The organism is Pseudomonas sp. P42, assembly GCF_017973755.1.
In the GTDB taxonomy this organism is placed as follows: domain Bacteria; phylum Pseudomonadota; class Gammaproteobacteria; order Pseudomonadales; family Pseudomonadaceae; genus Aquipseudomonas; species Aquipseudomonas iridis.
Window position 1 is genome coordinate 70,123 of sequence record NZ_JACOPU010000008.1, and the last position, 14,114, is coordinate 84,236.

General features: G+C 54.7%; 7 protein-coding genes. 6 read left to right on the plus strand and 1 reads right to left on the minus strand.

From position 1 onward, the window contains the following. A complete protein-coding gene (locus H8B20_RS24480; protein ID WP_210624849.1) occupies positions 1-1,620 on the plus strand; it encodes a DUF2300 domain-containing protein in 1,620 nt (539 codons plus the stop codon). Positions 1,621-1,623: 3 nt separating this feature from the next. Beyond that, positions 1,624-2,436, plus strand: a complete 813-nt coding sequence (locus tag H8B20_RS24485; RefSeq protein ID WP_210624850.1) for a YfaP family protein — start codon at positions 1,624-1,626, stop codon at positions 2,434-2,436. A 419-nt stretch (positions 2,437-2,855) separates the two neighbouring features. Here the strand turns inward: H8B20_RS24485 and H8B20_RS28165 are convergent, their stop codons facing one another. Continuing rightward, positions 2,856-6,095: a sacsin N-terminal ATP-binding-like domain-containing protein gene (locus H8B20_RS28165; protein WP_210624851.1), complete on the minus strand. Its 3,240-nt coding sequence runs from the start codon at positions 6,093-6,095 to the stop codon at positions 2,856-2,858. 141 nt (positions 6,096-6,236) lie between these two features. Here H8B20_RS28165 and mads1 point away from each other — a divergent pair, with 141 nt between their 5' ends. From mads1 to H8B20_RS24510, 4 genes are read left to right on the plus strand one after another with little or no spacing between them, the layout of a single operon-like run. Continuing rightward, positions 6,237-6,449 carry a methylation-associated defense system helix-turn-helix domain-containing protein MAD1 gene (mads1, locus tag H8B20_RS24495; protein ID WP_210624852.1) on the plus strand — a complete coding sequence of 71 codons (213 nt, stop codon included), beginning with the start codon at positions 6,237-6,239 and terminating at the stop codon, positions 6,447-6,449. After that, positions 6,446-9,364, plus strand: coding sequence for an ATP-dependent helicase (locus H8B20_RS24500; RefSeq protein ID WP_210624853.1), 2,919 nt, complete (start codon positions 6,446-6,448; stop codon positions 9,362-9,364). Before mads1 ends, H8B20_RS24500 begins: the two co-directional genes overlap by 4 nt. Continuing rightward, complete coding sequence (locus H8B20_RS24505) at positions 9,361-11,304, plus strand: site-specific DNA-methyltransferase (protein ID WP_210624854.1); 1,944 nt, start codon at positions 9,361-9,363, stop codon at positions 11,302-11,304. The genes H8B20_RS24500 and H8B20_RS24505 overlap by 4 nt, the downstream gene beginning before the upstream one ends. Continuing rightward, positions 11,294-13,978, plus strand: a complete 2,685-nt coding sequence (locus H8B20_RS24510) for a TnsA endonuclease N-terminal domain-containing protein (protein ID WP_210624855.1) — start codon at positions 11,294-11,296, stop codon at positions 13,976-13,978. The genes H8B20_RS24505 and H8B20_RS24510 overlap by 11 nt, the downstream gene beginning before the upstream one ends. Positions 13,979-14,114: the final 136 nt, after the last annotated feature.

Genomic DNA, 14,114 nt, shown 5'->3' on the forward strand with positions numbered 1-14,114 from the left:
ATGAAGCGGCCGCTGCTGTGGCTGATGTTGTGTGTGATTCCCGCGCTGGCAACGGCGCAGGATGAGTCTTTGCGCGTGGCCTACAAGGGAGAATTGTTGTCGTTGAGCCAGACGCAACTGATCGCTCGCGAGCCGTTGCTGCCTTCGCTGGATGCGCCCCTGGGCAGTCTGTGGAAGCTGTTTGTTTATGCGTGGCTGGTGGATACCGGCGCTCGCGAGCCCGCTTATGAATGTCGCGGACAGTCGAAGGAAGAAGTTTATTGCTGCAGCGCTGGCAGCAAGATCGAACGTGATCAGGCGTTGGTGAAGTCGTGTGGGTTGTATTTCGAGCCTGCGCGGTTGGGGATTTCTTCTTCCGATTGGCGGGCGTATTGGCAGACGCGGCAGGCACCGTCGTGGTTGCTGGATCTGCCATTGGTGCAACCAGCCACGCGAGTTTCTGTGGCTGATTTGTTGGAGGTGTTGTCTTCGCTGCCAGCTCAAGACCAGATGCGCCGCGTGTTGCTTGATGTCGTTCTGACTGCGGCGGATGGCAACGTCGTTGGTGAATTGGGCGGGCGCTTGCGGGTGAAAACCTGGAGCTGGCTTGGCGATCAGGACCCACAATCGCGACAGGGCGGATTTGCCGGTTGGACGGTGGATGGCTCGCCGGTTTGGGCGGGAGGGCGTGGCACCAGTCAAATGGTTCTACGAAATTACGGTCAGGCATTGGCGGCGGTGTTGCCAACGGTCTGGCCAGCAGAGACGGGCCGTTGTATCGAAGTCGGGCTGTTCTCGCGCTATCCGGTGTTACGTGTTTTGGCTGGCGATCGGGCGGTGACTTCCGGACCGTTGCAGGGCGATTACCGCGTCGAATTCGCTAACGGCAATGCGCTGGATATCCACAGCGACGGCGAACTGTTTCTGCTCAACAACAAACTCGTCGCCAGGCTTGATCGCGAAGAATACGTCGCCAGGGTGCTGGATCGTGAAGCCAAACCCGAACCCGCCGAAGCTGCCAAAGCGCTGGCCGTGGCGATCCGCACCTACCTGCTGCAAAACGCCGCGCGTAACGGCGATTGCCTGAGCATCGATGACAGCAGCACCCGCCAACGCGTCGCACCGCGCCCAGCCTCGGCGGAGTCTCGCAGTATCGCCGCATGGACGGCCGATCTGGTGTTGGCCGGCAGTATTGTCACCTATCACTCAGACCAACCCGGCCCGGACAAACTCGCTTGGCAACAAGCCGTCGAGCAGGCCAATGCTGGTCAGCGCTACGACGCGATTCTGCTCCACGCCTATCCGCGCGCCAGCCTTAGCCGTTGGGACAACCCAGTCGCCTCCTGCGAAGCACTGCCCGCCGCCCAAGACTGGCTGCAAAAGCAACGACGCGGCTGGCGCCCGAAGCTGGAAAGCGAAACCGGCTACAACGAAGTCAGCACGTTCGCCGTGTGCAAACTGGCTTTTGGCAGACCCTTCGTCGACCGCGAGCGCCAAAGAATCTATGTGCGCGGCGTACTCACCCTGCAGGATCGCCTCGACCTCACCCACGAATATCTGCACCTGGCTTTTGAAGCACATCCCAACGGCCAGGATGAAACCTACATCGAAGGGCTCGCCCGTCACCTCTTGCTGGAATAGACCATGACACTCCGTTATCCACAGGTCTTGCTGCTGCTCTGCACGTTGACCGCGCTGTCGCCGGCCATTGCCGCCGACAGCGTCAAACTCGACACCCCGGTCGGCGGCTGGCGCAGCGGCGCGCCGCAAGGCGAGGGCGAAAGCTTCCGCCAGACCGTCAACTACCCAGCCTCCTCGGTGAACACCCCGATCGGCCAAGCCAACACCGCACGCATCAGCGGCGAAATCAAAGCCACACCGAAGAGCACAGAGCCTGGCCGCCTCGTCGTCAACGGCGTCAGCATGCCGCTGAAAATCGACGACGCCGGCCGCTTCGACCGCCCATTCTCCTTCCCCAACGGCAGCAACAGCGTCGAAGTCCGCAGCCCTGACGGCAAACAACGCCACCGCACCCAGTTCCTCAACACCAGCGGCGGCGCCACCCCAGCCAAACTGCGCGTCCTGCTCGCGTGGGACAGCGACGGCACCGACCTCGACCTGCATCTCGTCACCCCCGACGGCGGCCACATCTGGTACGGCAACCGCACCGCCCCCAACGGCGGCGCCCTCGACGTCGACGTCACCACCGGCTACGGCCCGGAAATCTTCGCCATGCCGGCACCGATCAAGGGCCAGTATCTGGTGTATGTGAATTACTACGGCGGCGGGTATCGCGCAGATGACGAAGGTGGGGATGAAGCAGTGCAGGCGCTGACGACGGCGCAGGTGACGGTGATTACTGAAGAGGGAACGCCGAGCGAGAAGATGGAGACGTTTTTGATCCCGATGCGGACGGCGGGGGAGTTGACGTTGGTTAAGGCGTTTAGTTATCCGTGAGGGGGAATTGGGCAGCAGGTTGCTGCCCAATTGAATCGGTCAGCAGACTGCTGACCGATTTCAGACTTAGTCATCACTGGGCGAGAGAGTTATAGGTCATCCAGCCTTACCGTTACCCGCAGAGGAGTGGCACCCGATTCAGGTTTTGCGCGGTAGGTTTGACTTTAGGCAGGCATTAAAAAGCCGGCTTGTGGCCGGCGATTTTTTAATGTTTGACGTTGATTTAATTGAGTTTTTTTATTAGTGATGACTTTATCCCCCCATTTGTCCCCCCATGTGGCTCAAGCGTAGCGGGATTGGACTGCCCCTCCTTTTTTAAGAGGGGTAGGCGGCATCGGAAATCCTGCGTCCCTTTTCTTACCCGGATAATAGCAGCGTGGATTTAAGTTGCACACTCGGCGATTTGGCCTAGATCTCGATTAACCCGGCGGTTGTGTTTGGGCTATCTGGCTCCAACCATGGTCGAACGTGAAAGTCTGCGCATGAGCAACCGGATTTTGAATTCTCAGCACTTGAGACTTAGCTGGATCGGTTGCGTATTCGACGACGTACAGCCAATAAGCAGCGCCTCGTTCTCGGGCAAAGTCGAATTGTCGACGAGAGAGCCCTACGGGCCGATTTTCCAGACTGCCAGTCATCGATTTCACCTCAACCCAGCGAATTTCTTTTCCGTCTCTACCTGCTTCATATAAGTCAAATCCCGGATTGCCTTGCGGCGTGCGTAGTAGCGTCGGTTCCAACCTAATTATCAGCGTGATGGCCTGCTCCTCTATTTTCATTCGTGTCGCTTGGTCGAGGCCATCTGGATCTATCTCATCGTTTGGGTGAGCGCCAATATAGGAAATGAACGGGCGTCCACCGGCATGGCCAGGTGAACGTTTCCCTTGGCTGCTTCCCCCGTTTCCGCTTCTGCCGCTCGTGTTGTTGGTGCTTCCGTCGCGTGATGCTCCTGTACCAGTACTCCAGCCATTACCATGCCCTCCACTACCAGTCGCGCCGTCCCCGCCGTCAGGATCGGGCGTTCCCGGTGGAATCTCTGGCATGTCGTCGCCGTATAGATCATGCGCATTGCCATAGACGTCTCCATTCAGCTCCTCAGTGGCATCAGGTGCCACATCGGATTCTGAATCCGCCTCGCGTGGTTGGGTTAGGCCTAGCCGGGATGCAAGTTCAGAAACGCTCGTGATGCCATATTTTCGTAGTAGGTCGAGCGCGGCAGGTTCGATGCCTGCCTCTTTCGCCAACTGGTCGATGAGTGGCGGTTTAAAGGTTAGCTTGGTGAGAAGAAATGGATTTGGCTTCCAGTTGAGGGTGTCGAAAACCACTAATCCGGGGGATACAAGTTCGCCGTTAAGGTCAGGTACCCAACTCACTTGATTGAGTGTCCGTATAAATGTCGCATCGAATCGAGCCGTTTTCGTTTCGTGTGAATAGCCCCATTTGTAAGAGCCGAAGAAGGAGCCCGTGCCGCGTGTTTCAAGATCAACGAGTGAGTCCCAGAGTAATCCGGCCCTAGCTTTGGCCTCGTCCAACCCTAACTTTGGCAAGAGCTCAAGTAGTGATGATAATCCACGGATTGTGAAGTCTTCTGGTGGGTTATCCCAGCTTGCGCGTTCAAGTCCAGCTTCTTTACGGATCTGTATTTTTTCGGAAGGATCAAGTCCAGACTTAGTTGGGAACGGACTGAGGTAGCGACTGGCACCACATGTTACTAACAAATCCCGAATATCCTCGCCGCGTAGACAGTCGTATTCATCGTTAACTATGAGCACTCCGGGGACACCCGCAAATAGTTGTTTAAGTCGATCTGTGGCGATGTAGATATCGCCGGGTTTAGCAATGTCGCTCTTGCCATCGCCAGTATCAACCACCATTACAAAGGCGGTTTCGCGCACGGCTAAACGGAGCTTTTCTCGTTGCGTTGTTGAGTCTGTGTTGAAGGCCGAGCGGATGCGTTCAATGTCGGCGGCGTAAGCCTTGCCATCCACACCTATTTCGTCTTGTCGGTACTTCGGCAAGACGTTCCAGATCACATCATCTACCGGATCAGGTTCGGTAATACCCAGCGAGGTTAGAAATGCGCGTACTTCTGTTGTCCCACATACAGCACGGCGCATTGTTGGGAAACTGGTTGTGATGGCACTGGGCAGGAAAGCCTTGGCTTTACCGTTCTCGCGGGTGACGACGTGCGTACCATTATCAAGGCGTATGAGTGGGATAATGTCGAGATGGCGGCGCAACGCTTTTTCCTGGCCGCTCAAGAACTCATAAAGGCGCATCACCCACTCGTCCGTTTGTGCTTCAAGGAAGGGCTTCGTTAGGCTCGGAACCAGTTTCTCTGGCCGGATTTCGTCAACATCAAGTTCGCGCATCAAGTACAGACGAATCTCGGGTGTCTTATCCTGAGTGATGTCGCCAGACAGCCAGGAAACCACTTCAGGGCCGAATAGCGTGACGACCTGCTCGGGGCTGAATAGCTCGCGAAGTTCTTGCGTGCGCGCCAGCTTTGCTTGGCTCGCAGTGACGTATTTGTTATCGAAGGTGGAGAGCAGCGCCTCATCTTGAAATGCCTGTCGGACTGTATCGAACAGTGGCGCGAACCTCGATCCTTGCGGAAATTTCTCGCGGTCGAGTGGCAGGCATCGCAACGTAGACACCTCCAACATCCCCTCGTCCCGCATCCAGCACATTGCTTCCACTAACAGACTGGCCGTTTCCTTGACCAGGTGCTGATTCCAAGGGTCACTGGGTGGAATGTTGTCTCGGCTTGGCGTAGTGCGATACGGTCCCTGTGCAAGAAAGCCAAAGTGGGTCTCAACTACCGTCGGGAAAAATACCACCAGTGGCGAGTTGGCTAGTGGCTGCACGGCCCAACGACCGGGCACATCCTTCTCCGCGACCAACGAAAAAGCGATCTCTACCCGTCCGACCCTCTGCTGTTCAGTGGAAAATACGTCGCGGTGGAACACCAGCCAGTTTTGATCTACTTCGGGCTGACCACTTTCTTGGCCGATTACAGTGATGCGCTGGACATTAAGGCCGAGAGATTCCGGGCTGTTACGTAGATAGAACCCGGACGGCCCGCCTTCGACGCTCCAGTTAATTTCGTCGATGTTCCGCAGGAACAGCAGTGCGCCAGAGCCCAGGTGACGGAGCCCGGCCGTAATTTCTTGTGTTGCGGTTGCGTCGTCTGTTTTCAGTGGCAGGATGATTTGCGTTTCGTCCCTCTTGCGCACCGTGCGATCAGCCTGTTTGGGGAACACGTACCCATCAATGGCGAAATCCTCGTCACCGGAGTGAATCTCCGGAAGATCGGTGACGGTGTAGACCGACTTGAAGCCGAGGCCGAACCGACCAATCGAGGATTCGTTTTTTGTGCTCTCGGCGATATCACATACGCTTCGCACGTCTGCTTCGTCGAACGGCTTGCCAAAGTGGGAGAGCGTTAAGCGCGTCGGAGTAAGAGCGAATGAGATCTTGCGTGGTCCGTGCCAGTCTCTGCGTCGACCAAGGGCGTCCTCGGCATTCTGGAGCAATTCGAAAATGAAGTGCGTTCGGTCATCGTACAAGCCAGCGGCCAGCCCTCCGGATTTCTGAGCGCCTTCAGTGCCGTAGCGCCGCCGGTTTTCTTCACAAATCCCTTCGTAGTTAGACGTCACGGCTCCCCCTGAATGCTGTCTTTCAGCTCTTTGTTAGTGCAGGATTCTGCCCAAGTTTTGCCATGTTTGCTCAAGTTTTCCATCTTGTGACAAACTGTGTTTATCACACAGAACTAAAAGCAGCGGCGAAAAGGTGGCGAAATGAGGGGCCAGTCGGATGAGATCCTCACGATTGATGAGGTTGCAGCCTACCTCAAGGCTGGTAAGCGCACGGTCTACCGTCTTGCGGCGAGTGGCCAGATCCCAGCATTTAAGCTGGGAGGCACATGGCGCTTCCGTCGTGGTGAGCTGGATCAATGGATTGCCGGTCGTATCAGCAGCGTGCGTCATGAGAGTAATGGAGCAGAGGAATGACGAACGATGCTTCTAATCTTCAAAGCAAGGCCAATCCGCAACAGCTAGAAGCGATTCTTGCCACTGACGGTCCGGTACTCATCATTGCGGGACCAGGATCTGGGAAGACGTTCACCCTTGTAGAACGCATTGTCTATCTCATTACACATAAGGGAGTCTCCCCCGAATCGCTGTTCGTCGTTACTTTCACAGATAAGGCTGCACGCGAGCTTACTACCCGCATCTCCAATCGATTGAGCGAGCTGGAAATTCAGTTCAATCTAAACGAAATGTATCTCGGCACCTTTCACTCGATCTGCTTGCGCATCCTGGAGGACTTCCGTGAGTTCACCCGCCTTAAGCGCAGCTTTACGTTGTTTGACCAATTCGATCAGCAATACTTTCTTTACCAACGCATCAGGGACTTCCGCGAGCTGCCCAATGCCCAGCTAGTCATCGGGGACGATCAGTCCGGCCGCTGGACTCAGTCAGAAAACCTGCTTAAGTGGCTCAACAAAGTTAGCGAAGAAGCGCTTGATTTAGCCGCGCTGGAGTCTGCCCCAGAAGTGGAAATTCGCGCGCTAGCAGGGTGCTTTGCCAAGTATCAGGAGCTGCTGCACGAAAACAACTCGCTCGATTTTTCAGGCATCCAGTACGAGGCGCTGCAGCTTTTGGAGACGCGTCCAGAGGTGCTAGCGAAACTGCGCGCTAATCTGACTCATTTGATGGTCGATGAGTATCAGGACACCAACACAATTCAGGAGCGCATTCTCCTGCTGTTGGCAGGCGAAAAACGTAATCTGTGTGTTGTTGGTGACGACGACCAAGGTTTGTACCGTTTTCGCGGTGCCACCATCCGCAACATTTTGGAGTTTCCCTCGCTTTTCAATGAAGGTCAGTGCAAGCGTGTCACGCTATCGGTCAACTATCGCTCGCACCCGGATATCATCCGATTTTACAACGAGTGGATGCGGGAGCAGACGTGGGATGACGGCACGCGCTTCTTCCGCTTTGCCAAGCAGATCGTCCCGCGCGAGGATAACTTCCCCGAGGTGCCAACTGTTGTACGGCTGACTGCCACCGACGACAAGGACCAAACTTCTAACTGGCACGCTGAGGTTCTGACTTTTCTCTACGACCTGAAAATGTCCGGAAAATTATCGGACTGGAACCAGGTTGCCTTCCTGTTCCGATCGGTCAAAAGCGACAAGGTCGTTGCGCTGGCGCGATACCTTGAAGCCGAGGGTGTACCCGTATTTTCACCGCGTTCGAATATGTTTTTCGAACGGGAGGAGATCCGTCTGATGATCGGTGCGTTGATCTTTCTGTTTCCGCAGTTTCCCAAGGTGCGCGCTTGGGTTGAAGGCGCCACAATGCCAATCTGGGACTACTACGACCAACAGTGCTTTGCTGCCTTCACCACGGAGTTGCGCAAGCCGGAAAACAAGTCTCTGTTGGATTGGGCTAGACCCATGGCCAAGCGCCATGCGGTTTTGACCCAGAACACTGACTACTCCTTCTCGGGTCTGTTTTATCAGTTGCTTCAGTTCCCGCTGTTCGCACGCTTCCTCAGCGAGGAAGTCGTACAAGGAATGGGTAAGGCGCGCGCGGCGCGGAACCTCGGAACATTTTCCAGGTTGCTCACAAAGTTCGAGTACCTGCATTTTGTCAGCGTGCTCAACCCAGAATGGCTCGAGAAGAACATCCGCGACCTGTTCAATCAATTTTTGCGTTTTCTTGTCGATGGTGGCATCGGCGAATATGAGAATGAAGCCGAACACGCACCCAAGGGTTGTGTGTCCTTCCTCACCATCCATCAGTCCAAAGGGCTGGAGTTTCCGATCGTCGTGTGCGGGTCGCTGGATGCCGTGCCGCGCAAGCAATACAGTGCACTGGACGTGCTGTTGGAGGATGGCGGGTACCTCTCCAAGGAACGCTTTGAGCCACTTGACCACATCAAGAACTTCGACTTCTGGCGGCTGTTTTATACCGCGTTCTCTCGTGCGCAAAACCTGCTAGTGCTGGCTGCGCAAGAAAAGCATGGACGAGGGAAATCGCCGTCTAAATATTTCGATCGCTTATTTTACGAGCTGCCAAGCTGGCGCGACGTTGACCTTGCGGTCCTTAGCTACGAGGCGGTGAAGGAGATCAGCCTCAAGCGCGAGTACTCATTTACGTCGCATATCACAGTGTTCGAAAACTGTGCCGAGCAGTACCGTTTCTTTAAGGAACTGGAGTTCGCTCCGATTCGCGAAAGCCCAATGCTGTTCGGTACGCTGGTTCATCAGACCATCGAAGATATTCACAAAACAGTGCTGCGTGGCGAAGAAGGCACCCTATCTCAAGAGGGTATTACATCCTGGTTCTTGGCAAATTATGCCCAGCTTTCCAAGAAAGAGCGTGTGTACTTAGCCCCCAGTTCGCAGCAGGCGGCACTGATGCATGTGATGCGTTATTACGAGCGAGAGAACAGCAACTGGGACCGTATCAAAGAGGCCGAGGTCGAGATATCGCTTGTCAAGGAACGGTACATCCTAAAGGGTAGCGTCGACCTCATTCGGGGCGAACAAGATACGGTCGAGATCATTGACTTCAAGTCGGAAAAAAAGCCTGACATGGAGAAAGACCGAAGTCGCCTTCAACAGTACCGGGATCAGCTACAGGTTTATGCCCATCTGGTCGAGGAGCGCACCGGCCAGAAGGTCAGCCGAATGCATCTGTATTACACCGGCGAGGACGGCGGCAACCCCTACGTGACCTTCACCAAGGACGACCGCGCCATTGGTAAAACCATCGCGCAGTTCGACGACATAGTCGCGCGTATCGAGCGCCAGGATTACCAGATCGCAGCGCGCCCGACCAAGCTGTGCCAGAACTGTGACATACGTGCCTACTGCGACAACAAGAATTGGAAATTCAGGAAAAGCGATAAATGACTAAGACCACCACGCCTACGCAGGAAAGCCTGCAATTGGCCACGCCTAAGGGCGGCACGACTAACGTCGAGAAATACGAGTTCGAGCCTATCAAGGGCTACCCGATGCTGAATTGGCGCGGTAAGCGTCCATTCACCTCAACTCAGTATTATCCGGCGCAGCTGAAGGAGGTCCATGGCGAGGAGGAGGGCGGGTGGCGTAATAAGATTTTCTGGGGGGACAACCTCCAAGTGATGAGCCATCTTCTCAAGGAATATCGAGGTAAGGTCGACCTGATCTACATCGATCCGCCGTTCGACTCGAAAACAGATTACAAGAAGCGTATCAGGCTCAAGGGTGGCTTGGCTGAAGGTGATCAGAGCTCGTTCGAGGAAAAGCAGTACGGCGATATCTGGAACAACGACGAGTATCTTCAGTTTCTTTACGAGCGGTTGGTCCTGCTTCGCGAGCTTTTGACAGACAGCGGCTCTATTTACATTCATTGCGACGCCAATCGTGGGCACTACATTAAATGCCTGATGGATGAAGTTTTTGGCGCAGGAAACTTCCAGAACGAGATTATCTGGAAACGCACCTCAGCGAGGGCGGACTCCAAAACGTATAACCATGTGCATGACACGGTGTTCTTCTACAGCAAGGGGGAGCGTTTTACATGGAATAAGCAATTTACGGAGCACAGCGAAAATTACCTGAGCAGTAAATACAACAATGTCGACGAGGACGGCCGTCGATATATGCTTGATAACATGACCAGCCCAAACCCTCGGCCAAACATGACTTATGTCTGGAACGGCTTCCAGCCACCCGAAAATGGATGGCGATACAGCATTGAAAAAATGACCGAGTTGGATGCAGAGGGACTTATCTGGTATCCGAACGACAAAACCAAGCGGCCGCGGTTCAAGCGCTACTTAGATGGTTCGGATGGTCGTCCGCTGGATTCCGTGTGGACTGATATCTTTCCGGTCAACTCGCAAGCGAATGACCGGCTTGACTATCCAACCCAGAAACCCGTTGATCTATTGGCTCGGATTATTAAGGCATCTTCGAATGCAGGGTCGCTCGTGTTTGACTGCTTTATGGGCTCCGGTACGACGCAAGAGGCAGCAATGCGCCTTGGTCGCCGCTTTATTGGTGCGGACATAAATCTGGGGGCAATCCAGACAACTGCAAAGCGTTTGATTGGCGTCGCGGATGACCTGCGTCGACAAGCTCTTGACGGTGATTTCGAGTACTTCTTCGGCTTTGAGCTTTATAACGTTAACCACTACGACATCTTTCGTAATCCTGTCCAAGCCAAGGAGCTACTTATTGAGGCCTTGGAAGTGCAGAAGCTGGAATTCAGCACCGTATTCGATGGCGAAAAGGATGGGCGTATGGTCAAGATCATGCCCGTCAACCGAATCGCCACGCGGGCGGACCTAAACGAGTTAACTCATAACTTCGACCAGAAGGCGTGGCAGCATCGACACAACGAAAATCCGAACCGCCCGGTCGAAAAGATCACCCTCGTCTGCATGGGGCACGAACCTGATTTGGCGGCGCAACTGGAGTTGGCCGCGAAACCCTTTAAGATCGACGTGGAAGTAGTAGATATTTTGCGCGACAAGGCGGATCTAGAGTTCAAGCGCGATTCGCAGGCGAAGGTCTCCATCAAATCCGGTGAGTTGGTCATCGAGAGGTTCTACCCAATGAACCTGCTGCAGAAGCTCTCGCTGCAAAAAGAAGCAGTCGAGGATTGGAGGGAACTGGTCGAATCTGTACTGATCGACTGGAACTACGACGGCGCGGTGCTTCAGCCTTCTACAGTGGACATCCCAGGCAAAAAGGAGCTGGTGAAAGGTGGGTACAAAGTTCCTGAGGATGCCGGCACCATCCGTGTGAAGATCACCGACCTACTTTCAGAGTCGTGGGAAGGGAGCGTCAGTAATGGCGACTAAGCGCGCGGCTAAGGTTGTGAGCGCGTCGCTTGACTTCGCCTTCTTCCAATTTCTATGGCAATTCTATCAAGCCAACCGGGGTTCGATTCGAACACACTACAAAGAGCTCACCCGTAAGTTTCTCGACTTCAACAATCCGGAGCAAAACCCCAAGGCTTTCCTACGCCAACCACAGTTTGAGGCGCTGGAAACCTACGTTTTTCTAAAGGAGTTTCTCGGTAACGCCAAAGTCGAGGCAATCTTCCAACAGTGGTTTGAGAAGCAAGGGCGTTTCGCGGATCGCGCTGAGGGTGGTGTGGTGTCGGGTAATGCGGGGCAAGTTGGCCTGTTCGACAAGATCACGCAGGATCAGTACAAAGCCGTATTCACGGCGATGCGCAAGAATTCTCGTTTTTACCCAAACTATATCTTCGCGCTGACGATGGGTACCGGTAAAACCATCCTCATGGCGACTTGCATATTTTACGAGTTTCTGCTGGGCAACAAGTTTGAGAAGGACGCGCGCTACTGCCACAATGCCCTGGTATTCGCGCCGGACAAAACGGTGTTGCATTCGCTAAGGGAGATCGAATCCTTCGATCTCACCCGCGTGGTGCCACCGGAGTACGTCAACTTTCTTACTACGCACCTGCGCTTTCATTACCTCGAAGAGGCGGGTACCTCACTAGATACGTTGGATCGCTCGCGCTTCAACATCATCGTTTCCAACACGCAGAAGATCATCCTCAAGCGCAAGCATAAAGAAAAGAGTTCCGTGGACAAGTTGTTCGGTGCGACGGGGGAAACCCTCGCTGCCACTGGAGTCTATGCAGACGCTGTCGACCTCTACAACTTCGACCAACCGGAAGAGGAAGTAGAACTGACCACCAACCAGCGCTTCGAGAAGCTGCGTCGCCTGGAGCAGCTAGGCATCTATGTGGACGAGGCTCACCACGCTTTTGGTAAGGTGCTGGCCAAAGACATGGGTGTTGGCGCGAAAGAATCCGACACCAGCCTGCGCACAACCATCGACATCCTTGCCGCCAGTCTCAATGCAGCAGGTACGCGAGTGGTGGCTTGCTACAACTACACAGGTACGCCCTATGTGGGGCGTGAAGTCCTACCCGAGGTTGTCTATGCTTATGGCTTGAAGGAGGCTATCGATAAGAGTTTCCTCAAGAAGGTGATGCTGCACGGCTACGCCAGCACTCGCACCGATGAGTTTGTCGATATCGCGGTCGAGAGCTTTCTGAACGAAACGGGCGAGTTACGCCCGGAGGGGCTGGTACCCAAGCTTGCTTTCTTCGCCGCCACCATCGACGAGCTCACGAGCGAACTTAAACCGGCAGTGGAGCGCGCGCTGCTCAAGCATGGTATCTCGACGTCGCGCATTCTAGTAAACGTGGGCGACGATAAACTCACAACCAATGACGACATTCGGGAGTTCAATCGCCTAGATACTATTGGCTCAGAGAAGCAATTTATCCTGTTGGTCAATAAAGGGCGTGAAGGTTGGAACTGCCGCTCGTTGTTTGGCGTGGGTCTGTTCCGCGAACCTAAGTCAAAGGTGTTCGTGTTGCAGGCTACAATGCGCTGTCTGCGTGCAATTGGTGAGGCCCAACATACTGGTCACGTCTTCCTATCTGAGGGCAATCTGAACATCCTAAATGACGAGCTGCAGCAAAACTTCCATATCAGTGTCGACGAACTGCAAAAAATCGGCAGCGATAAGGAGCGAGTGCAAGTTCGAGTGAATGAACCGCCAGTCAAGATCAAACTGGTGCGTTTACGCAGGCAGTACCTGATGCGCGAAAAGCAACTAGTTCCGGGACAAGCGCTAGTACCCGAACGCGCCAACCGCGAGGCTTGGAACGGGCTCGTTGAAAAGTACCGGCTGATCGAGACACTGCAGGAAGGACTGACCATAGCCGATGCGGCCCGTGCGTCAGGCAGTCGTACCTTCGACCTGACAGAGCGCCGTGAAAAGCGGACTTTTTCGCTGATGACGCTGGTCGCGGAAGTATCGCGCTACCTCAATATCAGTCCACTGGACGTCGAGGAGTTATTGGCCGCTACAAAGGAAGGTACCTGCGAGCTGGTGGCCATGACGAACGAGTTCAACGAGCTGCTCTACGACGAGATCATCCCGCGCCTATTCCGTCAGCTCTACGATCTGGACGAGTCCCAGCAAACCGAGGAGCACGAGGTCGATCTCATCAAACTCCCGCCTAATGGTTACTACGAGGTGACAGCGGCCAAAGACAAGATCGTCCGCATGAACGACGCGCAAATTAAGGACGAGGAACGTGCTAAGAGTTTCCACCTCGACACCTATTGCTTCGACTCCGGTTCGGAAAACTGGCTGTTCTGGGATTTGCTGCGGGAGCAACGCGTGAAGAAGCTTTACTTCACTGGGATGCTGACCCACGGACAGTCCGACTTCTTCATCCAGTACATCGATCCGGATTCGCGTACCGTTCGCAGCTACTACCCCGACTTCATCTTTCAGCGCGAAGAACCGGACGGTAGCCTGAAGTACGTGATCGTCGAGGTGAAGGCCGACAACCAAATCGAGGACGCCGTAGTGCAGGCCAAGAAGGACTTTGCCCAGCAGATCGCTGTGGCTAGTGGCATGGAATACCGCATCCTCAAGTCCTCTGACGCGGACAACCGTCACTTTAGGACGCTGCTGTAGCCACGACATCGCAGAGTTTGTTGCCGCCGACCACATACTGACGCAGGGCATTGCTAATGAAAAAGTCAGTAATGGGTAAGCGTCCAGCCAACACACCTCCCGAACTCCAGCATTAAGGGCGATGGTGTCCTCGTAT